Genomic DNA, 24,430 nt, shown 5'->3' on the forward strand with positions numbered 1-24,430 from the left:
ATGACTTCAGAAGCATTGTGGCAACCGTCAGCAGATACCATTGCCAATGCCCGCATGACGGATTTCCTGCAACAGGTGAATACAGAAAAAAATGTAGCACTGGCCAATTACCATGACCTTTACCAGTGGTCAGTCGACAACGACGAAAGCTTCTGGTCTATGGTATGGGACTACTTTGATGTTATTGGCGAAAAAGGTTCTACCGTCGTTACCGATAAAGAAAAAATGCCGGGTGCCAAATGGTTTCCTGAAGCCAAACTAAACTTTGCTGAAAACCTATTACGCCATAAAGATGATCACATTGCGCTTATTTTTCGTGGTGAAAACGGCGTAAGACAACAACTGACGTATGCTGAACTAAACCACGAAGTAGCCGCCTTTGCCGCGGGCTTGCGTCAACGCGGAGTCGAAGCTGGTGACCGTGTTGCTGCCATGATGCCCAATTGCATTGAAACCATTATTGGTATGCTGGCAACTACCAGTATCGGTGCTATCTGGTCATCCTGCTCTCCGGACTTTGGTGTTCAGGGTGTGCTTGACCGCTTTGGTCAAATTGAACCCAAAGTACTGATAACCGTTGACGGCTATTTTTATAATGGCAAAAACCTCAACATAAAAAGCAAAACCGCGGATATTATAAAAGAAATAAAAAGTATTGAAGCCACCGTTGTGGTCAATTTCAGTCAACAAAAAGACCGCCTTAAAGGTGAAAATGTTTTTGCCTGGAATGACTTTGGCGATGCCGAACAAACACAAATAGACTTTGTTCCTCGTAATTTTAATGATCCGCTCTATATTATGTTTTCATCTGGCACCACGGGCGTACCTAAATGTATTGTTCACGGTACCGGTGGCACGCTATTGCAGCATGTAAAAGAGCACGGCCTGCATACCGACTTAGACCGTGACGATAACCTATTCTATTTCACCACCTGTGGCTGGATGATGTGGAACTGGTTAGTCAGCGGTTTAGCTGTTGGCGCTACCCTTACCTTATTTGATGGCTCTCCTTTTGCACCGGAACCTGAATTTTTATGGGACGTTGCAGACGAAGAAGGCATTACCGTATTTGGTACCAGCGCAAAATACTTAGCGGCACTTGAAAAAGCCGACGTTAAACCAAGAGAAAGTCACAACCTGGAAAAGCTGCGCAGTATCTTAACAACCGGTTCTGTACTGCCGCCAGAAAGCTTTGATTACGTATATCGCGACATTAAAAAAGACCTTTGTCTTTCGTCTATATCGGGTGGTACTGACATTGTTTCTTGTTTTGCCCTTGGCTGCCCTATTCTGCCTGTTTACCGTGGTGAATTGCAGTGCCGCGGGCTTGGTTTAGCCGTGAATGTTTATGACGATAACGGCAAGCCGGTTCGTGGCGAAAAAGGCGAACTTGTCTGCGAAAATTCCTTCCCTTGCATGCCAGTGAGCTTTTGGGGAGATGATGACGGTGAGCGCTATTACAACGCCTACTTTGCCCGTTTTGAAAATACCTGGGCCCACGGTGATTTCGCCGAGCTAACTCAGCACGATGGCGTGATTATTTACGGCCGCTCTGATGCGGTTCTTAATCCTGGCGGCGTGCGTATTGGCACTGCTGAAATTTACCGTCAGGTAGAAAAAGTTGATGAAGTATTGGAAAGTATCGCTATTGGTCAGCAATATCACGATGACGAGCGTGTCGTTCTTTTCGTTAAGCTAAGAGAAGGTATAGAGCTTAACGACGAGCTGCGTCAAACCATTGCAAAAACCATTCGTGCAAACGCGACTCCGCGTCACGTTCCTGCTGTAATTTTGCAGGTTGACGATATACCCCGTACTATAAGCGGTAAGATAGTTGAATTAGCGGTACGTAATGTGGTTCACGGTGAGCCTGTTAAAAACACAGAAGCTCTGGCAAACCCAGAAGCACTGGATTACTTCCGTGATAGAGAGGAGTTGCGTTAATCCATGATGTTCCTGCACGGATCACGGCAGGCGGTCGTAGCAGCCATTGTAGGCCTGGTTATTACGGTTACCGCTTTTAGCTATTTGCGTTACCAAGAAAACCAAGTTGTCCACGACGCACTGGAAGCTGAAACTTACAGCTTACAGCGTGATATCCGGCAAAGTCTGGTTTCACATTTATTTGTCGCTGAACTTCTGGCGAGAGAGTGGGAACGCAGTGATCTGACCATAAAGGAACGCTGGAAGGAAAATGCCGATATCGTTACCTTGTACTATCAAAACGTGCAAGGTATCGCCTGGCTTAATGACGACCTCAACATTGAATTAATCTATCCCCAAAATGAACAGCCGGAGTTATTAGGCACCTCTTTCTCTAAAACTTCACTGGTTGGAAAACTGGAAGCATCTGAAGGTAATAGGCATGCCATGATGGGGCCTGCCGGAAATCTCGGTCGTATTAGCAGCGACATTGCCATTTTCGTCCGGGTTGAACGAGAGCAAAATCCAGGCTTTCTGGGGTTCATCATTAGCCTACAGAGTCTGTTCAGCAATGTTGTTCGCAGTAATATTAGTGAAGGCTTTCAACTGAGTGTACGAAGTGAAGACGACGTCCTTTTCCAGTTTGCCGGAGACTCTTCGTTACGTGATGAATGGTCCCATTATCACTCATTACAGTTGGTCGGCAACAGTTGGGAGCTTTCGGTTTGGCCTACGACGAATCATTTGGAACAGCTGCGCGGTGGTATCTCAGTAGCGGCCTTAATTGCCGGGCTACTGGTTACCAGTATGTTGACTTTTGTGCTTTATATTCTGGGGCAAAGCCGCTTTAAGGCGCAACAACTGGCCGATTCAAACATTGAGCTTTATAGTGAAATTGACGAGCGAGAGCGTATTGAAAAGCAAATGGCATACCTGGCCGAACACGACTCGCTCACCGGACTGGTAAACCGTAATGCGCTAAAACGTATTTTGGGTGAATGGCTGGAAACTGAATCACCGCATAAGAAAGCAGCTTTGCTTTTCATTGACTTAGACAGATTTAAAGAAGTTAACGACGCGCTGGGGCATACCGTTGGTGACGAACTCTTACGCAGAGTTGCGCGCCGTATTACGAAGCTGGCTCCTAAGTCCAGTGTTCTTGCCCGGGCTGGTGGTGATGAATTCTTACTCGCTATAGCAGAGCCGGACAGTCGCGAGAGCGTTATAAAGCTATCTGAACAGTTACTGCAAGCTCTCGACACCCACTTTTTCGTTGATGTCTACGAGTTATTTATTAGCGCATCCATTGGTATTACCTTTGCTGAGGATGCCGACTTTAACGCCGAATACTTTATTCGTAATGCCGACACAGCGCTTTACCAGGCTAAAGAGCATGGCCGTAACACTTATAAAGTTTACGATAAAGCCATACACAGAGACTTGACCAAGAAGCTGGAACTCGTTAAACGACTGCGCCATGCTGTTTCTAAACAACAATTAACGGTTTATTATCAGCCTAAGGTTGAGTTAAGCAGTCGCCGTATCAGTGGCCTTGAAGCCTTGGTTCGCTGGGTCGATGAAGACGGCAGTATTATTCCACCGGATGAGTTTATTCCATTGGCTGAAGATACCGGTTTGATTATTCCGATATCAGAATACGTTATGGAAGAAGCTTTTCTCCAATTGAAGCAATGGCACGATATCGGCTTTGAAGAGCTCAGTATCGCGATCAATATTTCAGGAAAGCAGCTACACTTACCTGAGCTGGTTGATGATATTATGGAGCGCGTAAATGAAGCTCAGATACCACCGAACAAAGTGGAACTAGAGCTTACTGAGCAAGTCTTTATTGAGAATATTCAGTCACATACCCGCTTTATGCATTCGGTACGTGAACACGGAATGTCACTGGCAATCGATGATTTTGGCGTAGGTTACTCTTCATTGTCGTATCTTAAGAACTTCCCGGTGACTTCATTAAAAGTTGACCGCTCCTTTGTTAAAGACCTGCCCCACAACGAAGATGACGCAACCATTACGCAGGCGATTATTAGTCTTGCACGCAACCTGAATATTCAACTGGTTGCAGAAGGTATTGAAACAGAAGAACAAGTCGAATTTTTATTACAGCGTGAATGTAGTACCGGCCAGGGGTTCCTTTTTAGTAAACCCGTGCCGGCACGACAAATCACCCAATTATTACAGCAGTATAAAGGGCTTATCCCTATCCAGATTGCCTGAATATAGCGGAGGTTAACGTGGAACGCGAAAGTATGGAGTTTGATGTCGTAATTGTTGGCGCTGGCCCTTCAGGGTTGGCAACGGCCTGTCGACTCGGTCAACTCGCACAGGAAAATGAGCAAGAGCTCATGATATGCGTTGTTGAAAAAGGCGCTGATATTGGCGCGCATATTTTATCAGGTGCCGTTTTTGAACCACGTGCCTTAAATGAACTTTTTCCTGACTGGAAAGAGCGCGGCGCGCCGCTTAATACGGAAGTTACCGGCGATGATATTCTGCTGTTAAAAGACGAAGATAGTCACACTCGTCTACCTGACTTTACCGTGCCAAAAACCTTCCATAATAAAGGCAATTATATTGCCAGTATGGGTAACCTTTGTCGCTGGATGGCAGAACAAGCAGAGCAACTAGGTGTAGAGATTTTCCCGGGCTTTGCAGCCTCAGAAATTCTATACAACGAAGACGGCAGCGTTGCCGGTATTCAAACTGGTGACATGGGTGTTGCTAAAGACGGTAGTGAAAAAGATGGCTACATGCCAGGTATGGAACTGCGTGCTAAGTACACTTTGTTTGCAGAAGGCTGCCGTGGACACTTAGGTAAAGAACTGATTAATAAGTTTGAACTGGATAAAGACAGTACACCTCAACACTACGGTTTAGGCTTTAAAGAAATTTGGGATATACCAGAAGAGCTGCATGAACCCGGGAAAGTGGTTCACACCGCAGGCTGGCCGCTAACCGACAGTAATGCCAGTGGTGGTGGTTACCTTTATCACGCTGAAGACGGACAGGTGTATTTAGGGTTAATTGTGGACCTCAACTACGCAAACCCATATCTGAACCCCTTTCAGGAGTTCCAACGTTTTAAAACGCACCCGGCAATTAAAAACGTGATAGAAAACGGTAAGCGCGTATCCTACGGGGCTCGAGCCATTGCCAAAGGTGGTTATTACTCGTTGCCGAAAATGACATTCCCGGGTGGTTTACTTGTCGGCTGTAACGCCGGCACTTTGAATTTTGCCAAAATTAAGGGTAACCATACTGCCATGAAGTCGGGCATGGTTGCCGCTGAATGCGTCTTTGAACAACTTAAAAATGGCAAAGCCAACGACGACATCAGTAGCTTTAAAAACGCCTTTGAAAACTCATGGGTATTTGATGAGTTATACCGCTCTCGCAACTTTGGCGGCGCTGTTCATAAGTTAGGTACCATGTTAGGCGGCGCATACAACATGGTTGACCAAAATTGGTTTGGCGGCAAATTACCCTTTAAATTTAAAGAGTGGACACCGGATTATAAAGCCACCGGTAAAGCCGAAGATTTTAAGGCAATTGACTATCCTAAACCTGATAATAAACTCACATTTGATCGTTTATCATCTGTCTTTTTATCTAATACTAACCATGCTGAAGATCAGCCTTGTCATTTAAAGCTGGAAAACGCTGATATTCCTTTAGAGGTTAATTTACCGAAATACGCCGAGCCCGCGCAGAGATATTGCCCCGCCGGCGTTTATGAGGTTGTTGAAGAGGACGGGAAACAAGTTTTCCAGATTAACGCTCAAAACTGTATACATTGTAAAACCTGTGACATTAAAGATCCTAGTCAGAATATTACCTGGGTTGTTCCGGAAGGTGGTGGCGGACCAACTTATCCTAATATGTAAGTAAAGTGTAAATCTCATAACAAAAAACACCAAAGCATGCTAAATGTTTTGGTGTTTTTTCATTTTAGGAACTTGTAAATTTTTAACTTGTCGACTTATTAAGTCCTAAATGTCCCTTAAACGAGGTGTATTATGAAACTATTAACGTCCTTAGCAATATTATCTTTATTAGCGTCTCCTTTCGCTCTGGCTCAGCAATCTGAAGATAATAACAATGAAGAACAAGAGCGCAGCGAAGAAGTTCGCAAGCAGCAAGACGATTTAAAAGCTGACATGGAAGCCATGCGAAACGAGCAAAAGGCTGAAATGGAAGCTATGCGCAACGAGCAAAAAGCGAAAATGGCAGAACGTAAAGAGGAACGGAAACAACAAAAAGCAGAGCGCAAGGAAGACAAAGCTGAGAAAAAAGAGAAATGGAAATCGATGAAAGATAAACGTAAATCAGAAAAAGAAAAAATGAAAGAAAAACGCCAATCGCTTAAAGATAAGTCTGACGACTCAGATAAGAATGAAGACAAAGACGACGATAATAACGATGATGACAATGGTAACAATTAATTGTTAATAACTGAGTGTATAAAAGGCGGATCAATGATCCGCTTTTTCTGTTTGACACATAATTTTTAATTAATAATAAACTTCAATTAAAATACTTTATCTCGCTATAATGAAAACAAATCAACATGAAATTTAAGTCAATCAAATAAGGTAAGCATCAATGAGTGATTTCATTAATATTCTGCGTCATGAGCGTCGTTTAAAAGCTGCACTAAAAGAACTTAACTTAAATGAACTGGAAAGCATTAAAGAAAAGTTCGATTCGGTTATCGCTCAGCGTCGTGAAGAAGAAGCTGAGAAACTGCGCCAGCATGAAGCCAAACAAAAGAAAATTGAAGAGTTTAAAAGTGCAATGGCAGACGCCGGTATCGAGCTTTCAGACATATTAGAGCAAGAGCTGGGTGGAGAGCCTATTGTTAAAACAACTCGCAAGAAAAGAGCGCCTAAGCCGCCTAAATATGAATACACTGATGAAAATGGTGAAAAGCAAACCTGGACCGGTCAGGGGCGCATGCCAAAAGCTATGAAAACAGCGATTGATAATGGCAAACCGTTAGAGTCTTTTTTAATTAAGTAATAAGACGAATTTATGCGTAGTCGCGATGAATAATTAATCAAGACTACGCTTTTTGTTGAACAATAGACTCAGCTTGATTAGGCTATAGAAAATTCAAACTGGCAAGGATCGACATTGCGCTATCGTTTCATAGCATTCGTATTAACGCCATTATTCGGCCTTTCTGCCTGCAGCATCTTACCTCAGATGCCAGGAGGCTTTAATCAAATCGACTCGGGTGACATCAGAATTTACCATACAGGCGACACGCCATCGCGCGCATACGAGCTCGTTAGTGTTGTAAATGGTGAAAGCTGCCAGCGGCAATTTAACGGTGAACCGGCGTCAGATAACAAAGCTATTCAAGCTCTACGGGTCGACGCTGTTCGATTTAAGGCACATGCCGTCATTGAAACCCAGTGTTTTTCATTAAAACCTAAAGCCGACTCCATCTGTTACAGTGAAGTCAGCTGTGTAGGCCGTGCAATTCGGTGGCGTGACTAGTTGCTTCTGGTTAACGTCACGTCACCTACCCCAACTTCAACCTGAACATCCGTCGAACCATTACCCCGATAACTGGATTCCGACGTTACTAACATTCTGTTTTCCTGAGTATTACCGAAGTTTCTCAAGCTGGTATCGCCAACACCTACTGAAGCTTCAACCAAACCATACTCACCGTTGGCAAGGTTCAGTGACACATCGCCTACGCCCAAATCTACTTTTACATTGTTGAATGGCAAGTCACCGGATATTTCGCCAACACCCAAATTTACTTCCAGTAACCGTGAGCGAGGAACTGACACCTTCCAATGTTGAGACATATCATCGTGCGGCGTGGCCGATATTTCCAAATGATTACCGCTACGCTCCCCTTTTATGAGCACCTCTGACAAATCACCACCACTGGCAAACCAGCCGTCATCATCAGATTCAACGCGCAGTTCAATTTCAACCGCCTCACCTTCAGTAACTCTTAGCTCAACAGTCCCGACCGTTGCATCCAGGCGAATTTCTGTATCGCTGCTGACAATATAGCTGTCAGTCAGAGTGCGCTCGCGATCATTTGCAGAGAAAGCCGCTGTGCTAAGCGTAACTAAGCCGATAAAGCCTAAAGTTAAAGGCCAAATTTTATGTTTCATCATTTTTCTTTTCCTATTGTTATTAAAACCGTTCATGCCAAACTCTAAAGCACGTCATGTAATTTATTGATTAGCTCTGCAACGCTTATGCCAAAGATTAAAACCTTTTAATATCAAACATTTAAATAATTCGAAAAGTAATCAGTTAGCGAAATAGCTAACTATGTGGTGAAATTGGCTACCTGTATTTCGCGTGTTCACTAACGGAGGCGATATGAAAAGCCAGCAACAACTGACACAGGTTGCGGTTATCCGTACGCCTTTTCCTGAGAAATTCAGCGTTCCCCGACAGCCGGGGTTGGTTCCTTCTGCACTCGCTCAAGTGGAACTGGTTGGTGACTACCAACACGCACAAGCCATAGAAGGCATCGAGCAGTTTTCACACCTTTGGCTAACTTTCGAGTTTCATCAGCACGATACCTGGCAGGAAAGAGTCCGGCCGCCGCGTCTGGGAGGTAACCAACAGTTAGGGGTATTTGCCACACGTTCTCCGTTTCGGCCTAACCAGTTGGGTTTGTCCGTTGTCGAACTGATTGCGGTACAAACGGAACCGAATGTCGTCTTGACTGTTCGCGGAGCAGATTTAGTCGATAAAACGCCAATTGTCGATATAAAGCCTTATATTCCCTACGTTGACTCTATTACCGATGCCCGAGCGGGATTTGCACAAGAAAAGCCTGAGTCTCGTATGAAAGTACAATTTTCGGACGCCGCCGAGGCAGTGTTGAAAAGCGCACATTCGAGCTCTTCCGGCCTAAGGACACTGGTTACTGAGGTACTTAGTCAGGACCCTAGGCCGGCCTATCACAAAGCGCAGTCACCCCAGAGAACTTACGGCACCGCACTTTTAAACTATAATATTCGTTGGTATGTACAACAAAACACCGTTTTTGTTGAAGAAATCTCATTAAAACAGCCGTAAAAGGCTTTTGAGCTGAGTCAGACACTGCTAAACTTCGCTCTAATTTTTGACCACTATAAATTGCAGAGATGCCGGACTATGCGCAGCAGCCAATATTTATTATCTACGCTTAAAGAAACACCTTCTGACGCTGAGATCGTGAGTCATCAGCTTATGTTGCGGGCAGGCATGATCCGTAAGGTCGCCGCCGGACTTTATACCTGGACTCCCACCGGCCTGCGTGTACTACGTAAAGTTGAGAATGTTGTCCGTGAGGAAATGGAAGCCATTAACGCATTGGAAATTTTAATGCCAATGGTACAACCGGCCGATCTCTGGCAGGAATCTGGACGCTGGGATGATTACGGCCCGGAGTTATTGCGTATCAAGGATCGCAATCAACGTGACTTCTTATTGGGCCCAACCCACGAGGAAATTATCAGTCAGTTGGTACGCAAGGAAGTCAGTAGCTATAAGCAACTGCCATTAACCTTATTCCAGATCCAGACAAAATTCCGCGACGAAATTCGCCCTCGTTTTGGCGTTATGCGTGCACGTGAGTTTATGATGAAGGACGCTTACTCTTTCCATCTCACTGACGAGTCGCTGCAAAAAACTTACGATGACATGTACAAAGCGTACAGCCGTATTTTTGAGCGCCTGGGTCTGGATTATCGTCCGGTTATTGCAGACACAGGCTCTATTGGCGGAAGTCACTCGCACGAGTTCCACGTTTTGGCCAGCTCCGGCGAAGACGCTATCGCATTTTCTGACTCATCAGATTATGCCGCCAATGTGGAAATGGCCGAAGCTTTGGCCCCTGCAGGAGAACGCCCTGCTGCAACGCAAAAAATGGAAAAACATCAAGTACATGGTGATGAACTGGCCGCTGTATTACAGCCACTATCTGTAGAAAGTCAGCAAGCTGTTAAGTCCGTTATTGTCAAAGCATCAGATGACATTGAAGCCGAGTACATTCAACTTGTATTACGCGCGGATCATGAACTGAATACAGTGAAAGCGGAAAAACTCGAACAAGTCGCGGCTCCGTTGGAAATACTGACTCAAACTGAAAAAGCAACGGGTATAGAAGCGCCTTACATTGGCGTAGTAAAGTCAAAGCTCCCATTGCTGGTTGATCGCAGCGCTGCTCACCTGGCCGATTTCGCCTGTGGCGCCAATGAAGATGGTCACTGGCTGACAGGCGTTAACTGGGAGCGCGACACTCCGGACTCTACCGTAGTGGATATTCGCAATGTTGTTGCCGGCGACCCAAGCCCTTGTGGTCAGGGTAAAGTGAAAATTGCCCGAGGCATTGAAGTCGGCCATATTTTCCAGCTCGGCACAAAGTACAGTGATGCCATGAAAGTTGGTGTACTGTCTGAAACCGGTAAACACGAAACTCTGACTATGGGTTGTTATGGTATTGGTGTATCGCGCATTGTTGCTGCTGCAATAGAACAGAATAACGACGAGCGTGGTATATGCTGGCCAGATGCCCTGGCGCCCTTCCAGGTCGTCATTGTGCCAATGAACATGCATAAATCAGCACGTGTTCAGGCGGCCGCTGAGAAGCTTTACGAAGACTTGAAGGCTCAAGGTATTGATGTTCTTTTTGACGACCGTAAAGAGCGCCCTGGGGTCATGTTTACGGACATGGAGCTCATAGGTATTCCACATCAGGTTGTGGTTGGTGAACGTAATCTGGATGAAAACCAGGTTGAGTACCAGAGTCGTAAAGGCGGCGAGAAGCAAAAAATCAGTTTAGACGACTGCGTTAGCTTCATTAAACAGCAGTTCTAAACTCAATAAACAAAGAAAAAGGCCTGATAGCAAAACTATCAGGCCTTTTTACCTTAACAGGGCGAGTTTTAAGATTCCTGCCCTGCCAACGGCTCAATGTAATGCAAGTGCATGTCCCAGGGGAAGTGGATCCAGGTGTCTTGTGCTAAATCAGCAACAAAATCATCAACCAACTCCATTCCTGCCGGTTTTGCATAAACCGTAACAAACTTTGCTTTTGGTAAGCGGTCACGTAAAAACTTCAGGGTGTTACCCGTATCAACTAAATCGTCTACAACCAAAAAGCCTTCGCCATCAGTCGTTGCGGTAACGTCTTTCATTACCTGTAAGTCATCTCGTTGCTCGGTGTGATCATAGGAACTCACCGCCACACAATCGACCACACGAATATTTAACTCACGCGCCACAATAGCCGCAGGCACCAGGCCACCACGGCTTACCGCAATAATACCTTTATATTGCTCCGCCGGTAATTGACGGCGCGCCAGTTCACGCGTCGCACGGTGCAACTCTTCCCATGATACAAAAAACTCGCGGTTTGAATGCCATCCCATAATTTCGTTACCCTAACCAAATAAATTTAGCGACAAAAAGCGCGCCTAAGAAAATTACGCTCGGTGTTAAATCTTGATAGCGTCCGCCGAGTAATTTCACCACAACGTAACTGATAAAACCTAACGCAATACCATCTGCTATTGAAAATGTCAGTGGTGTCATCAATAAAACCACAGCAACAGGTGCGGCCTCCGTAATGTCATCCCACTTTACGTCTTTCAGTGTAAACAACATTAGAACCGCGACATAAATTATTGCCCCGGCGGTTGCGTAAGCTGGGATCATACCAGCCAACGGCGCGAAAAACATTGCCAAAAGAAAGAGAATACCGACCACCACCGCAGCAAGCCCGGTTTTACCACCCGAAGCGACTCCTGCTGCAGATTCTATGTAACTGGTGGTGGTTGAAGTACCCAGTATTGACCCCGCGACGGTGGCGGTACTGTCCGCCATTAGCGCTTTATTCAGCCGGGGCATTTCACCATTAGCTTTGGCCAGACCCGCTTTTTGTGCAACGGCCAGCAAAGTGCCTGAGGTATCAAATAAGTCCACGAACAAGAATGCAAAAATAACGGACAACATACCAATATCGAAAGCTGCCGCTAAGTCCATTTGCATAAAGGTGGGAAGCAGACTTGGAGGGGCCGATACAATACCATTATATTCAACTAACCCCGTTGCCCAGGCAATAAGAGTGACCAGCAAAATACTGATTAATGCCGCACCCTGTACTTGCCGTGCAACCAAACCAATAATTAGGAAGAAGCCCGCTGCTGCCAGCAATACAGACGGCTCAGATAAAGAGCCTAAGCTCACCATTGTTGCGTCGTTGGCGACAATTATGTTGGCATTCTGCAAGCCAATTAACGCCAAAAATGCACCAATACCGGCGGCTATAGCCAAACGTAAGGTGGTAGGAATGGATTTTATAATCCACTCGCGCACCCGAAAAGCAGAAAGTAAAAAGAACAAACAACCAGAGAAGAATACAGCCCCCAACGCCGTTTGCCAGGTATACCCCATGCTAAATACAACGGTGTAAGTGAAAAAGGCGTTTAAGCCCATTCCCGGCGCCAGTGCTACCGGGTAGTTCGCCCATAGCCCCATAATCAAACAACCAATGGCTGCCGCTAAACAAGTAGCCACAAATACAGCCCCATAATCCATACCTGTTTCGCTCAAAATAGACGGGTTAACAAAGATAATGTAAGCCATGGTCAGGAAAGTTGTCAGTCCACCAATAATCTCGGACTTAACAGAACTACCACTTGCTTTAATTGAAAACAGCTTTTCCAGCATGAGAAACCTTGAAAGTTTGGCGTTGTGGTTAAAAGGCAGGTATTTTATCCTAATTGCCGCGTAATTTGTTGTTCACTTTTTATTTTTTAAACAGGATACAGAATTTATCATGCCAACCGTTTATTTCGTCGATGCCGATGGGAATCAGTTTGAAGCCACAGTCGACTCGGGAACCAACGTTATGGAAGCCGCAGTCGAGAACTTTATTGACGGCATTATTGGAGAGTGCGGCGGCGTTATGTCGTGTGCAACTTGCCATTGCTACATTCCGCCTGAGTGGCAGGATAAGCTCCCTGCTCCGTCAGAGCAGGAAGAAGATATGATCGATATGGTCATGGAGCCACAGGAAAACAGTCGGCTTAGCTGCCAAATAGAAATAACTGACGAGCTGGACGGCTTAGTTGTCCATATGCCTAAGTCTCAGTTCTAAATAGATTAGAGAGACTAATTGACGGCTGCCACCGGCATAAGAACTTCGTCGTGGTAGCCGGTAATTACCCGGATAGTTCCTGAAAGCGAACTGTCTAATTCAGCATCGCCCGTATCGACCCGCAACGGCTTATTGTTCAGTGCCTGTAGCTTAGTCTTAGTAGCAACGACCCATATATTGTCTTTACCAATATGGCGAATAACTCTAGGACTCAACTGCTGATTACCCCGGCCAAATAAATGACCTTGCCCGCCTATTAGGGTAATAACCAATTTAATGCTTCCCGTTTTATGCTGGCTCACTTCGTCATACAAACGGCTTTCAGTAACATCGCTGGCTAGTAAGTTATCGTTTTGAACCAAGTCAACGCCAAGTAAGGTGTTCTCGTGCCCCATTGCCTGCATAACGGCTTCCACTGTAGAACCCGACCCCATTACTAAAAGTTCATCATCAACCCGTTCAATAATCTCTGCAGCAATATCGTCCAGAACCAGTTCATCACTTTCTTTGCCGCCCATTTTTACTGCCTGAACGTATTCCAGCTCCGCCGGTACAGACATTTCACCAAAACGTCTGGCTTTTACCGTACCTTTTCTAAAAGCCTCTTCGTCAATATCCATAACGTCGGCATTGTGAATACTTGATAACTCTCCCTGAAGAATTTTCTCAATAACTCGCCCCGCGGCTGTAGGACTAATAGCATAAACTCCAGAATGGATTTTTACCCCGGCGGGTATCCCCAATACCAGTTGTTGTTCAGGCACCACTTCATAAATATCGCGTGCGGTACCGTCACCTCCGGCAAATAAAAGGATATCGACCTTGTGAGCAATAATTGCTGACACTGCTTTTTTAGTGTCTTCAGGCGAAGATGGTGATTCAGCAGCTGAATAAACCGACTCAAAAGAGAAGCCGAGGGTATTTAGACTGTCTGCCCCCATTTCATTCTCAGCGGTGACAAAATTCAACTGTTGCTTGTATGGTTGGAGTAATTGTAATGCGGTTTCTGCGCGTTTCGATGCCTTTTTTTCAGCGCCGGCAGATAATGCTTTTTCGCGAATATCGGCGCCATCGCTTCCTTTCAAAGCTAAGGCGCCGCCAATCCCCGCATAGGGGTTTATAATGAGACCAACGGTCAGCTTACTGCTCACTTCCATTATTTATTCGTCGTTAGCCTCATCTTGAATCGCTTCGCCTGCTTTTTCTAAGTCACGCCCCGCGCCTTCTATCGTTTCGCAGGCAGATAAGCCTAATACCGCTATAGCAACTAATAACGCTCTTAAGAACATAAGTAACTCCTTGTTATTAACTAATAATGAATACGAACTTTTTGGCGGTTAGGCCAGCTACAATTAAACTCCCGACACAACGCTTTTGCAAACGTTACCGCACGCTTTGGTAGCGCATCAGTTTCCAGCAATTGAGTGAGTTGCTCTGCCACCTTTTCGGTAAAAGCCTGCCTGTCTACTTCCACGTCATTGAGATTATCTACGCTGACTTGAAAAGGAAAGTCACAGCATAATGAAAATAACCATTCCAGAGCTTGCGGTTTTCGTTCAACCTGCTCAAAAGACTTTTGCTGGGCTTCATTTCGTCCATCGGGTTCATACCAATAGCCGTAATCAAACTGCTTGCGCCGAGCTTCACCGGCTATGCACCAATGAGCCGTTTCGTGCAGTGCTGAAGCAAAAAAACCATGCGCGAACACCACCTGGTTATGCTCGCCTTCATGCCTTGCTGGTTGATAATAAGGCTCGTCCTCGCCTGCAACCAATAAGGTGTTGTAATCCTCTTTAAAACAGCGCTTAAACACCTGAATTAAGCGCTGGTAATGATGCTCTGACTTCTGACTCATATCCGCTTAACGACTAATATCCGGCGTTTCAGTTTGTGCTAACAAGTTGTGCGCACGCTGACGTAACCAATGGTCCACCAGGACCAGGCTGGTCATAGCTTCAACAATAGGAACCGCACGTATACCAACACAAGGATCATGACGGCCTTTGGTGACGATAGCCTGCTCTTTGCCCCAGCGGTCAATTGTCCGGCCACTAATGGCAATGCTGGATGTGGGCTTTAACGCAATATCGGCAAACACAGGTTGCCCACTACTAATACCACCTAAAACACCGCCAGCATGGTTCGACAAAAATCCGTCCGGCGTCATTTCATCACGGTGTTCACTGCCCCGCTGACTGACCACGTCAAAACCGTCGCCAATACTGACCGCTTTCACCGCATTAATACTCATGAGAGCTTTGGCTAAATCAGCGTCTAACCGGTCAAAAACCGGCTCTCCCCAACCCGGCGGAACACCGGTGGCCCGAACGCGAATTTTTGCGCCAACCGAGTCGCCTTCTTTTTTCAGTTGACGAATAAGATCCTGCATAGGCTCTACCGCATTGGCATCGCCACAAAACAGTTCATTATCACGTACTTGCTGCCAGTCAATATTACTGGCCACAACATCACCCATTTGTGTCAACGCGGCCTGAACTTCAATGCCCTGCTGCTGCAACAGTTTGTACGCTATAGCACCCGCAGCTACCCGCATTGCGGTTTCACGGGCGGAAGAACGACCGCCACCCCGATAATCTCTTACACCGTATTTATGCTGGTAGGTGTAGTCGGCATGACCCGGGCGAAAAGTATCTTTTATATCAGAGTAATCCTGACTTCGTTGATCGGTATTTTCTATCAGCAGACCAATAGGCGTGCCGGTTGTGACACCTTCAAAAACACCGGAAAGAATCTTGACCTGATCAGACTCGCGGCGAGCCGTGGTGTAACGGTTTTGACCCGGTTTACGGCGATCCAGTGCTTCTTGTAAATCAGCTTCCGTCAGCGCCAGGCCAGCCGGACAGCCGTCCACAACCGCGCCCAGCGAAGGGCCGTGACTTTCACCAAAAGTGGTTACTTTAAATAACTGCCCAAAACTGTTTCCTGGCATTAGCTGACCTTAGTCTCTCGTTGTTTATGTTCAATAAGCTGCTCTTTTGTCAGAAGGAAAACGCCGTCTCCACCATTGGCAAACTCAAGCCAGGTAAAAGGCGTTCGTGGGTACTTTTCGGCAAGTGCCGGCATCGAGTTACCCACTTCACAGACAAACAAGCCACCATCGTTTAGTAAGTCAGGTGCTTCTAAAAGCATTTTATCCACCAAAATTAAGCCGTCATTGCCTGCAGCTAAGCCAAGCTCAGGTTCATGATGATATTCCGGCGGCAAGTCAGCCATATCTTCTGCATCCACATACGGCGGATTACTGACAATTAAATCGTACTTCTCAGCTTTAACCGCCTCAAATAAGTCTGACTGAATAGGCGTTACCTGATGGGTTAAACCGTGTTGCTCAATATTAAATTCCGCTACTTCCAGGGCTTCGGTCGAAATATCCAACGCATCGACCTCTGCTTCAGGAAAAGCGTAAGCACAGGCTATCGCAATACATCCTCCACCCGTACATAAATCTAAAACGCGGCGCGGCTGTTGCGTCAGCCACGGCTGAAAGCCGTTCTCGACAAGCTCAGCTATTGGCGAGCGTGGTACCAGCACTCGCTCATCAACATAAAAGGGCAAACCCGCGAACCAGGCCTGATGCGTAAGGTAAGCTGCCGGAATATGTTGCTCAATACGCTGCTTCAGCAATTCACTAAACTCGTGCTTCTCAGCAGTTAACAGTCGGCAATGACCCATGTCAGCCAGCTGAACAGTGGTAAGTTGTAATACATAGCTTAATAAAGCCCGTGCTTCGTCAATTGGGTTGTCCGTGCCATGGCCATAATACACATCAGACTGGTTCAGCTGTGTTACGCTCCAGCGGATAATGTCATCAATACTCACTAACTCTTGAATGGCTTGTTCCAGATTACGCACTTGCAAAGGCTGTCTCCCGACCACTGAATGTTTTATACTGAATAAACTTAATGCCTTAAAGATACCTTAATTCAGCGCGGTTTTCATCAATCATGGTTGCAAACAAACGTCAGTCCTCATCACTTTCTGAAGACGATATTGAGCTTTTTCGTGAAGCCGCGAAAGGTGCTGCCCGTATTAAGCAGGATAAACTGCCACCCGAGCCACCAAAGATTGCAGAGCTGCGCAAACGTCGACAATTATCACAACACCCCAACGCGCAACAGATTGCAGACGCGAGCCGCTCTGCCAGCCACTACTTTTCCGATGATTTTGAAGCACATTTTGGTGAAGGCCCGGTGCGTTTTGCTGCCGAAGGTGAATCTGCTTATTTGGTAAAACAACTGCGTCGGGGAGACTACACGCCCGAGTTGTTGCTGGACTTACACGGTATGACACTGGCCACGGCACGCCAGGAGCTGGCGGCATTATTACTGGCATGTGAGCGCGAACATATAGACTGCTGCTGCATTATGCACGGGCACGGCAGTGGTAAGTTAAAACAACAACTGCCGCACTGGTTAGTGCAACACCCGCATGTTCGGGCGTTTCATCAGGCGCCACTGGAATGGGGTGGCGCAGCCTCGTTGCTGGTTTTGTTAAAAGTTGCGAGCTAACATTTAACCCGCACAGCGCTCCGCTATTAATAACTGCTGAAATTTACCGCGTAAGGTTTCCGGCGAAAAATCGACAACCGCAATGCCGGCTGTTGGAAAAATAGGCGGCTGTACACTGGCATCCAGTTCATGCACCAAGTAACTCACCAATGGCATGTGCGACACCAGCACAACGCTGTTAAAGTTATGCTCCTGAATTTCCGCAGCAAGCCAACTGACAACCGAAGCAGCATGGCCGTCGGGCGTAATGTCATCGCAATCCTGGCGTTGCCCGGTTTTCAAATGTGACAGTAAAATAGAAGCCGTTTGCTGGGCCCGCAGGTAAGGACTGACATAAACACAGTCAACTTCTGGCTGCTTGTCTATCAGCCAGGTCGTTGTTGTCATTACTTCGCGTTCACCGTTGGTTGTTAAACGGCGTTCGCGGTCAGAATAACTGCCCTGTGGGTAGTTCGCTTCACCATGACGCATGATATACAGCTTCATTCTGGCTTAGACTCCTCAGCCTGCGCTCGGCGTTTTGCATCAGGTCTGCCGCCGGTAACACGATCAGCACGACCTGACTGCTTGGCTTCTTCCGCACGGCGTTTACGTACAGCCTTGGGATCGGCAATTAGCGGACGATAAATTTCAATGCGATCGCCGTCTCTTAGCTTTGCATCTAATTTCACCGTCTTATTCCAGATACCCACTTTTTGCTGTTCAAGATCAATTTCCGGAAAGTGTTCGAACACATCCGACATTTTAATGCACTCTTCCACCGTCGCGCCCTCTTTTGGGTGCACCGTCAGTAACACCTGTTTTTCGGGCGTCGCATAAGCCACTTCTATGGTTAACTTCTTATCCATGTTGGTTGCCGTACACCTGCTCGGCTCGCTTAACAAAGGCATCGACCATGCGCGAGGTTACCTCACTGAATATTTTACCGAAGGCCATACCCAGCAAACGACTCGAAAATTCAAAATCCAGCTTAAGTTCAACTTTGCAGGCGTCATCTGCCAGTGGTGTAAACACCCAACCACCGGTCAATTTTTTAAATGGTCCGTTTACTAAGTCCATATCAATACGTTCGGGTTCGTGCAGCGTATTTCGGGTCGTAAAGGTTTTACTGATACCCGCTTTACTGATGTCTAGCGAAGCCACTTTTTGCTGGCCAGATGACTCCAGTACACGCGACGCAGCACAACCGGGAACAAACTCCGGATAAGCTTCAACATGATTAACAAGATCAAACATTTGTTTGGCGCTGTACGAAACTAAGGCACTTTTTTGGATACTGGGCATTTTTTTCCCTACAACAAAAATCAACTGCGCAATAATAACGCAACCAGAAACGCTTTGAAGCCCTTAAAGCAATTTTCTTTTCAGTGCGCATAGGTATAATAGCCGCCATGAGTAAAAAGAAACCACAACAATCGTCCAATACCATCGCTCGTAATAAAAAAGCGCGGCATGAATACTTCCTTGAAGACAAGTTCGAGGCAGGTATTAGTTTGCAAGGCTGGGAAATTAAGAGCATAAGGGCTGGCAAGGTCAACATTAGCGACAGCTACGTCATTATTAAAAATGGCGAGGCTTACCTTCTGGGTGCCGAAATTCAGCCACTGAACCAGGCCTCAAGCCACGTTTATTGCGAACCCGACCGCAGCCGTAAGCTGCTTTTAAAGCGCCGCGAGCTCGATAAACTTATTGGTGCTTCAGAGCGTGAAGGCTATTCCATAGTAGCAACAACTATGTACTGGAAAGGTCCATGGGCAAAGGTGGAAGTCTTTTTAGCGCGGGGTAAAAAGTCACACGATAAACGCGACACCATTAAAGAGCGCGACTGGCAACGCCAGAAGGCTCGAATAATGAAGCATTCGGTTCGTTAGCCAATCATCAGGTAATTAGGGCAGCTCTGCGTGCCCTTTGCCACTTTGATAGTCAAGCGTAACGACAAAGTGTTTAAAGACACCATAGCCGGCTAGCCCCTCAACCTTAACGCCTCTTATGCGACTGTGTTGAATTTTGTAACGTTCGCCAAAGTCTGCTTCTTCACCGGCAACGGGTACAGCCACATCCACATTCTTCACTTTGAACGGTCCAAAAATAACGGACGGTAAAGTGAAGGTGTCGGTGTAAGCAATACCGTTTACACCGCGTGACATGGTCTTACCCAGCGCAAACTCATCGAGCCATCCCCTGCGGGCAGCGATGCCTCGTTTCATATAAATTCCGCCGCTGTTACCGGTATCAAGAATCATCCAAATATCTTTTTCATCATTAAGAGTGACCCGGACCAATGGCCTACCCGACCCTTTTTGAGCTCTCATAGGCAAGTTAGCAACTTCATCCAGATTAAGAGCATCACGAGTGGCAAGGCGTAAGCGCCCGTTGGGATAGTCAAACTGCACAATAAAATTTCGTAAAAACGGAGCACCAATAATGAGCGCATTACCTGAGTGACCAAAGTCTGCACCAACCAGGTTAAGCTCCATTTCAGAGCCAAAGAGTTGGGTCGGAACGCTTTCATATATAGGTTGACGCGACTTGTGATGAACGCCGCTAACGCCCGTAAAAGTTGAAATTTCGTACTCTAAATCATGCTTTTCTATAAATTTTTTATTAATAACATTGAGCTGAGAACCTGAGTCAATTATTGCATTGCCTTCAATGCCATCGACTTCAACGGTAATTCTTACGTGACCACTGTCCAACTCAAAAGGGATCCAATCGGTAACTTCAGCATGACTTGTAAACGCAAGCGCAAGCAGCAATAAACCCAAAAAGCGCACATCGACCTCCATGTATTGATTCGCGTCAGAAAATAACATTTTAGCAACAATCCTACTAAAATATTATCCAGCCGCCAATAGGGGTTTCATATTCAAATGCCGTACGCGTTAGCTTTATTAGTAATCTTTCAAATTGATATAAAAAAAGCCCCTGCTTTAATCTCAGGGGCTTTCGTGTCCACAGGAACTATCTGAGCCTAAAACTCTACGCAAATTTTACCGAAGTGTTTGCCTGATTCCTCATAACGAAAGGCGTCAGCCAACTCTTCCAACGCAAAGATTTTATCAATCACCGGTTTAACGCCATTGGACTCTATGGCGCGCACAAAGTCTTTTTGATGGTCACAACTGCCTACAATGAGTCCCTGCAAACGAGCTTGTTTAGCCATGAGTTTTGCAGTTGGAACTTCACCTTCACTTCCGGTTAGCACACCAATTAGCGCAATATGACCTGCAATAGCAACAGCATTAATAGACTGAGGCAGAGTACCCGGCCCGCCGACTTCAATGACGTGGTCGACACCCCGACCATTGGTCAATTTGCGAACTGTTTTACCCCATTCAGGGTCTTCTTTATAGTTGATCAGGTGATCCGCTCCCAACCTCTTGTAATGCTCCAGCTTGTCATTGGAAGACGAAGTTGCAAATACGGTCGCACCCAGGCTTTTTGCCAGCTGGCAGGCAAATACGGAAACGCCGCCACTACCCAGTACCAGCACCGTGTTCCCCGGTTTAATGCCGCCGTCCACCACCAGAGCACGCCACGCAGTAAGCCCGGCCGTGGTCAGGGTAGCGGATTCAGCATGACTGTAGTTTTTAGGCTGGTGAGTAAAAAACTGAGTTGGGCGTACTACAACTTCTCTGGCGTAGCCATCAATTCCATCACCCGGCGTATTGCGGAAGTCGCCGACAGGCGCCGGCCCACTTTGCCAGTACGGGAAAAAGGTAGAAACGACATTGTCACCTACCTTAAACTCTTCCACTCCGTCGCCAACAGCTTCCACTACACCTGCTCCGTCTGACATAGGAATGCGCCCGTCATCGGTCGGTATAAAACCGGCCGCGACACCGTAATCATGAAAGTTAAGAGAGCTTGCTTTTATTTTTACACGAATTTCTCCAGGCCCTGGCTGCCCTGGATCATCCATCTCTGTCACCTGAATATTATCAAGCCCAAATGGCTCTTTCAGTCTTAACGCTTTAATTTTATCAGTCATGATCGCAGTCCTTTAACTAAAACATGTGTTGAATAGTAGTTCTTATAAAGGGGAATTGGATCATCAGACGCAGACTAAAAAGCCCGGTCGGTTTCAAAATAGCCAAACAACACCCGATTAATGATGTCAGCCATCGGCCATAACATCTTTGCAAATTAACTAATTTGAATCTAACGTTATTTATGTGTTTGCCAAACAAGGAAAAATGCTATGAGTTACGAAATGTTCGGTGGTATGGGATTTCTATGGATGTTAGTGGTTGGTATTATTTTTGTCATTCCTGCATGGCGAATATGTCAGCGCATCGGTTATCCGGGCCCGTTAGGAATATTAATTCTGATTCCCTTTGCCAATATTATCCTTCTCTATTTCATTGCATTTGGCCCGTGGAAAACAAAGCAATAATTCAGAATCTGCCGAGAAATACTACGCTAAGAGAGAGCAAAGCCATAAAAAAAGCCGCTCAAATGAGCGGCTTTTTATGGAATTGGTGGAGCTGGCGGGAGTTGAACCCGCGTCCGCAATACCTACATCCTCGGTCCTACATGCTTAGTCAGTCTTTTAGTTAATCAGTGTGACGCCGACTGACAGGCTTCACAACTGACGAGTCCGATTAAGTTTAACGCTTCAGCTCCGGACAAAGCATCCACGCGAGTCTACATTAGGTTGAGCCATCCTGGTCCGGTCTCGCAGACAAAGCGCCGGGGGATGGGCTTAGCGGGTTATTAAGCCGCTAGAGCGTAGTTGTCGTCGTTTGCAACTATTAGGTTGAGGCTTTTTACGAGGCCTGCCTCACCTCGGCATGCACCTTGGGTTTCGTGTATCCCGTCGAATCCAGATCAGCCCCAAAGCTATTACTTACGTAATCTGTGTACTATAACTCAGACACCGCTTAAGTGCTATAAGTTCCGCACTCAAGCGGTTATTTATTGGGCTTTAATTCAGCTACTAGGCCGCCATATATAAGACTTTTTCAACCAATTTGCTGATGCCCTCTTCTGCGTCTGGCAAGTTTTCGGCCAGCATATAGGCTGGTGTGGTGACTAATTGGTGTTTATCATCCACAACAATATCGCGAACACCGCAGTTCACATGCTCGCCGCCCATTTTATTAATAGCGCTGGCTACTTCGCCATCGTTACCGATGGTGACTTTGACCCCTTTCCCGTAAATATGCGGCAATAACACTGGCGCAATACACATATAGCCCGCAGGTTTCTTGGCATCGACAAAAGCCTTACCAACTTTTAAAACCTCGTCATTGACCGTCATATCGGCGCCTTTTACAGCAAAGTCACACAGGTTCTTCGCCACACCAAAGCCGCCTGGCAAAATTAACGCATCAAATTCAGTTGAATCTAAATCGCTTAGCGGCCGGACCTCACCACGGGTAATGCGCGCGGCTTCCTCAAGCACATTGCGTTTATCACCGCTTTCTTCACCTTTAAGGTGGTTAATGGTGTGCATCTGCTCTATATCTGGCGCAAAACATTCGTAGCTTGCGCCTTGCTTCGCTATATGCAACAACGTCAATACCGTTTCGTTCACTTCGGCGCCGTCAAAGACACCGGAGCCGGATAAAATAACTGCTACTTTTTTCATCGTAGAAACCTCCTGTCCGCTACTTAAAAACCGCTTCAATCCAGTTCAATGTGCGCGTCATTTTCGTCCCGCCACTTCCACTCATTTTCAAGTGTAGCGGTTGGTTGGAGCATGGCAAAATCTAACTGGCGTAATGGTTCAGAGGACTTTATCCGAATTGGAAAGTCCGGATTTGCCAATGACGTTTTCGCCATAGCCAGTAACGCATTCGGATAATGTGCCGCTACATGCTCATAGTTTTTCTCACTAATGCCGCCATTAACAATTAACGGAATATCTGAGAACTCTTGTACAACATCACCCAGCGTTTTATTGCTTCCACCTTTAAACGGTTTACGCATAACATCAGTGTCTGTTGTATGAATGTAATCCACACCAGCTTTATCCATAGCCTTAACCACTTTTATCATGGCGTCTTCACCTTCCGGCCACTGATATTCTGAATCCGTCACCGTAATTTGACTGAGTCGCACACCAACAATGAAGTCGTCTCCGGCTGCCGATTTCGCCGCCTTAACTACCAACTCAAGAAAGTGCATACGTTTCGCCATGCTACCGCCCCACTGGTCGGGGCGCTGATTAAAGTAGTCGCTCAAAAATTCATTCAGTAAATAGCCATTAGCCGCATGCAGCTCAATGCCATCAAAACCAGCTTCTTTAGCACGGTTTACTGCACCAACAAAGCCGTTCATAACAGCATCAAAATCGGTCTCATCCATGGCTTTCACTTCAGGCCAACCGTCTGTTTTACCATATAAATCTAATGGCTCGCCCTTAGGCTTTACTTCACTGGGTCCGATTGGCGTATCGGTGTATTCGTTGTGTTGAAACTGCGCGCCGGCATGCATCAACTGCATAATGAACTTACAGTCGTGCTTGTGAACACGCTCGACAATTTCTTTCCAGGCATCGGTTTGAGGAGCATCGGTAATACCCGGCTGGTTTTCGTAACCCTGACTTGCCTGGCGGTCAGTGTAAACGCCTTCACTGATGATCATACTCCAGCCACCTTTGGCGAAGCGTTCGTAATATTCACCCATTAACTCGGTTGGCTTACCTTTTTTATCGGCACTGGTTCGTGTCATTGGGGCGACGACAAAACGGTTTTCCAGTTTGTGGCCTTTTAGTTCAAAATCATCAAATGCTGAGCTCATAAGGAATTCCTTTATCATCTGGTACTGTTATATGACTTTGAGCATAATTACGGATAATTCAAGGGCAATTGATCACTTT

27 protein-coding genes and 1 other RNA gene are annotated in these 24,430 nt (G+C 46.3%); 12 read left to right on the forward strand and 16 right to left on the reverse strand.

The annotated features are described in order from the left end of the window. The 6 genes from BM359_RS04135 to rcsF all read left to right on the forward strand — a co-directional run bounded on the left by BM359_RS04135 (window position 1) and on the right by rcsF (window position 7,449). On the forward strand, window positions 1–1,944 hold the full coding sequence (locus BM359_RS04135) for an acetoacetate--CoA ligase (protein ID WP_054488219.1): 1,944 nt from the start codon (window positions 1–3) through the stop codon (window positions 1,942–1,944). 3 nt (window positions 1,945–1,947) lie between these two features. Beyond that, window positions 1,948–4,164: a putative bifunctional diguanylate cyclase/phosphodiesterase gene (locus tag BM359_RS04140; RefSeq protein ID WP_054488221.1), complete on the forward strand. Its 2,217-nt coding sequence runs from the start codon at window positions 1,948–1,950 to the stop codon at window positions 4,162–4,164. Between the two features lie 17 nt (window positions 4,165–4,181). Beyond that, on the forward strand, window positions 4,182–5,831 hold the full coding sequence (locus BM359_RS04145; protein ID WP_054488223.1) for an electron transfer flavoprotein-ubiquinone oxidoreductase: 1,650 nt from the start codon (window positions 4,182–4,184) through the stop codon (window positions 5,829–5,831). 132 nt (window positions 5,832–5,963) lie between these two features. After that, complete coding sequence (locus BM359_RS04150) at window positions 5,964–6,389, forward strand: hypothetical protein (RefSeq protein ID WP_054488225.1); 426 nt, start codon at window positions 5,964–5,966, stop codon at window positions 6,387–6,389. A gap of 160 nt (window positions 6,390–6,549) precedes the next feature. Continuing rightward, complete coding sequence (locus tag BM359_RS04155; protein WP_054488227.1) at window positions 6,550–6,966, forward strand: H-NS family histone-like protein; 417 nt, start codon at window positions 6,550–6,552, stop codon at window positions 6,964–6,966. 114 nt (window positions 6,967–7,080) lie between these two features. Continuing rightward, a complete protein-coding gene (gene rcsF, locus BM359_RS04160) occupies window positions 7,081–7,449 on the forward strand; it encodes an Rcs stress response system protein RcsF (RefSeq protein ID WP_224797288.1) in 369 nt (122 codons plus the stop codon). Here rcsF and BM359_RS04165 read toward each other — a convergent pair. After that, on the reverse strand, window positions 7,446–8,090 hold the full coding sequence (locus tag BM359_RS04165; protein ID WP_054488229.1) for a hypothetical protein: 645 nt from the start codon (window positions 8,088–8,090) through the stop codon (window positions 7,446–7,448). The genes rcsF and BM359_RS04165 overlap by 4 nt on opposite strands. Window positions 8,091–8,301: 211 nt before the next feature. Between BM359_RS04165 and tsaA the strand changes: the two genes are divergently transcribed. Together tsaA and BM359_RS04175 are read left to right on the forward strand one after the other, a co-directional pair. Continuing rightward, entirely contained in the window at window positions 8,302–9,009 is a 708-nt protein-coding gene (gene tsaA, locus BM359_RS04170) for a tRNA (N6-threonylcarbamoyladenosine(37)-N6)-methyltransferase TrmO (RefSeq protein ID WP_054488233.1), read from the forward strand. A 78-nt stretch (window positions 9,010–9,087) separates the two neighbouring features. Then, the gene (locus BM359_RS04175) at window positions 9,088–10,791 is read left to right on the forward strand and encodes a proline--tRNA ligase (protein WP_054488235.1); all 1,704 of its coding nucleotides are present in this window, start codon (window positions 9,088–9,090) and stop codon (window positions 10,789–10,791) included. A 68-nt stretch (window positions 10,792–10,859) separates the two neighbouring features. Here BM359_RS04175 and gpt read toward each other — a convergent pair whose 3' ends face one another. Together gpt and BM359_RS04185 are read right to left on the reverse strand one after the other, a co-directional pair. Then, window positions 10,860–11,345 (reverse strand): xanthine phosphoribosyltransferase, encoded by a 486-nt coding sequence (gene gpt, locus BM359_RS04180; RefSeq protein ID WP_054488237.1) that lies wholly within the window; start codon window positions 11,343–11,345, stop codon window positions 10,860–10,862. 7 nt (window positions 11,346–11,352) lie between these two features. After that, the gene (locus BM359_RS04185; protein ID WP_054488239.1) at window positions 11,353–12,645 is read right to left on the reverse strand and encodes an NCS2 family permease; all 1,293 of its coding nucleotides are present in this window, start codon (window positions 12,643–12,645) and stop codon (window positions 11,353–11,355) included. Between the two features lie 109 nt (window positions 12,646–12,754). On the opposite strand from BM359_RS04185, the gene BM359_RS04190 reads away from it, so the two are divergent. Then, window positions 12,755–13,075, forward strand: a complete 321-nt coding sequence (locus BM359_RS04190; RefSeq protein WP_054488243.1) for a 2Fe-2S iron-sulfur cluster-binding protein — start codon at window positions 12,755–12,757, stop codon at window positions 13,073–13,075. 14 nt (window positions 13,076–13,089) lie between these two features. Here BM359_RS04190 and BM359_RS04195 read toward each other — a convergent pair whose 3' ends face one another. The 5 genes from BM359_RS04195 to prmB are packed head-to-tail and all read right to left on the reverse strand — an operon-like array spanning window position 13,090 to window position 16,954. Further along, window positions 13,090–14,232 (reverse strand): ATP-NAD kinase family protein, encoded by a 1,143-nt coding sequence (locus tag BM359_RS04195; RefSeq protein ID WP_054488245.1) that lies wholly within the window; start codon window positions 14,230–14,232, stop codon window positions 13,090–13,092. A 3-nt stretch (window positions 14,233–14,235) separates the two neighbouring features. After that, window positions 14,236–14,364, reverse strand: coding sequence for an entericidin A/B family lipoprotein (locus BM359_RS04200; RefSeq protein WP_074930774.1), 129 nt, complete (start codon window positions 14,362–14,364; stop codon window positions 14,236–14,238). Window positions 14,365–14,384: 20 nt separating this feature from the next. Then, window positions 14,385–14,930 (reverse strand): elongation factor P hydroxylase, encoded by a 546-nt coding sequence (locus BM359_RS04205; RefSeq protein WP_054488247.1) that lies wholly within the window; start codon window positions 14,928–14,930, stop codon window positions 14,385–14,387. 6 nt (window positions 14,931–14,936) lie between these two features. Beyond that, on the reverse strand, window positions 14,937–16,025 hold the full coding sequence (aroC, locus tag BM359_RS04210) for a chorismate synthase (protein ID WP_054488249.1): 1,089 nt from the start codon (window positions 16,023–16,025) through the stop codon (window positions 14,937–14,939). Next, the gene (gene prmB, locus BM359_RS04215; protein ID WP_054488251.1) at window positions 16,025–16,954 is read right to left on the reverse strand and encodes a 50S ribosomal protein L3 N(5)-glutamine methyltransferase; all 930 of its coding nucleotides are present in this window, start codon (window positions 16,952–16,954) and stop codon (window positions 16,025–16,027) included. The genes aroC and prmB overlap by 1 nt, the downstream gene beginning before the upstream one ends. Window positions 16,955–17,040: 86 nt before the next feature. Between prmB and smrB the strand changes: the two genes are divergently transcribed. Then, window positions 17,041–17,604 carry an endonuclease SmrB gene (gene smrB, locus BM359_RS04220; protein WP_054488253.1) on the forward strand — a complete coding sequence of 188 codons (564 nt, stop codon included), beginning with the start codon at window positions 17,041–17,043 and terminating at the stop codon, window positions 17,602–17,604. Between the two features lie 3 nt (window positions 17,605–17,607). Here smrB and sixA read toward each other — a convergent pair whose 3' ends face one another. From sixA to BM359_RS04235, 3 genes are read right to left on the reverse strand one after another with little or no spacing between them, the layout of a single operon-like run. Next, complete coding sequence (sixA, locus tag BM359_RS04225) at window positions 17,608–18,090, reverse strand: phosphohistidine phosphatase SixA (protein WP_054488255.1); 483 nt, start codon at window positions 18,088–18,090, stop codon at window positions 17,608–17,610. Further along, on the reverse strand, window positions 18,087–18,452 hold the full coding sequence (locus tag BM359_RS04230; RefSeq protein ID WP_054488256.1) for an RnfH family protein: 366 nt from the start codon (window positions 18,450–18,452) through the stop codon (window positions 18,087–18,089). Before BM359_RS04230 ends, sixA begins: the two co-directional genes overlap by 4 nt. Further along, complete coding sequence (locus BM359_RS04235) at window positions 18,445–18,888, reverse strand: type II toxin-antitoxin system RatA family toxin (RefSeq protein WP_054488258.1); 444 nt, start codon at window positions 18,886–18,888, stop codon at window positions 18,445–18,447. The genes BM359_RS04230 and BM359_RS04235 overlap by 8 nt, the downstream gene beginning before the upstream one ends. A gap of 107 nt (window positions 18,889–18,995) precedes the next feature. On the opposite strand from BM359_RS04235, the gene smpB reads away from it, so the two are divergent. Next, complete coding sequence (gene smpB / locus BM359_RS04240; RefSeq protein ID WP_054488260.1) at window positions 18,996–19,475, forward strand: SsrA-binding protein SmpB; 480 nt, start codon at window positions 18,996–18,998, stop codon at window positions 19,473–19,475. A 15-nt stretch (window positions 19,476–19,490) separates the two neighbouring features. Here smpB and BM359_RS04245 read toward each other — a convergent pair whose 3' ends face one another. Next, window positions 19,491–20,417 (reverse strand): aspartyl protease family protein, encoded by a 927-nt coding sequence (locus tag BM359_RS04245; RefSeq protein ID WP_082332141.1) that lies wholly within the window; start codon window positions 20,415–20,417, stop codon window positions 19,491–19,493. Window positions 20,418–20,575: 158 nt separating this feature from the next. Next, complete coding sequence (locus tag BM359_RS04250; RefSeq protein WP_082332142.1) at window positions 20,576–21,595, reverse strand: zinc-dependent alcohol dehydrogenase family protein; 1,020 nt, start codon at window positions 21,593–21,595, stop codon at window positions 20,576–20,578. Between the two features lie 210 nt (window positions 21,596–21,805). Here BM359_RS04250 and BM359_RS04255 point away from each other — a divergent pair, with 210 nt between their 5' ends. Beyond that, complete coding sequence (locus BM359_RS04255) at window positions 21,806–22,000, forward strand: hypothetical protein (RefSeq protein ID WP_054488262.1); 195 nt, start codon at window positions 21,806–21,808, stop codon at window positions 21,998–22,000. Between the two features lie 83 nt (window positions 22,001–22,083). On the opposite strand, the gene ssrA is transcribed toward BM359_RS04255, so the two are convergent. The 3 genes from ssrA to BM359_RS04270 all read right to left on the reverse strand — a co-directional run bounded on the left by ssrA (window position 22,084) and on the right by BM359_RS04270 (window position 24,351). Next, window positions 22,084–22,442: a transfer-messenger RNA gene (gene ssrA / locus BM359_RS04260) on the reverse strand. Window positions 22,443–22,543: 101 nt separating this feature from the next. Next, complete coding sequence (gene elbB, locus BM359_RS04265; RefSeq protein WP_054488264.1) at window positions 22,544–23,197, reverse strand: isoprenoid biosynthesis glyoxalase ElbB; 654 nt, start codon at window positions 23,195–23,197, stop codon at window positions 22,544–22,546. 35 nt (window positions 23,198–23,232) lie between these two features. Continuing rightward, window positions 23,233–24,351 carry an NADH:flavin oxidoreductase gene (locus tag BM359_RS04270; protein WP_054488266.1) on the reverse strand — a complete coding sequence of 373 codons (1,119 nt, stop codon included), beginning with the start codon at window positions 24,349–24,351 and terminating at the stop codon, window positions 23,233–23,235. Window positions 24,352–24,430: the final 79 nt, after the last annotated feature.

This window comes from Idiomarina abyssalis, from assembly GCF_900116625.1.
GTDB lineage: Bacteria > Pseudomonadota > Gammaproteobacteria > Enterobacterales > Alteromonadaceae > Idiomarina > Idiomarina abyssalis.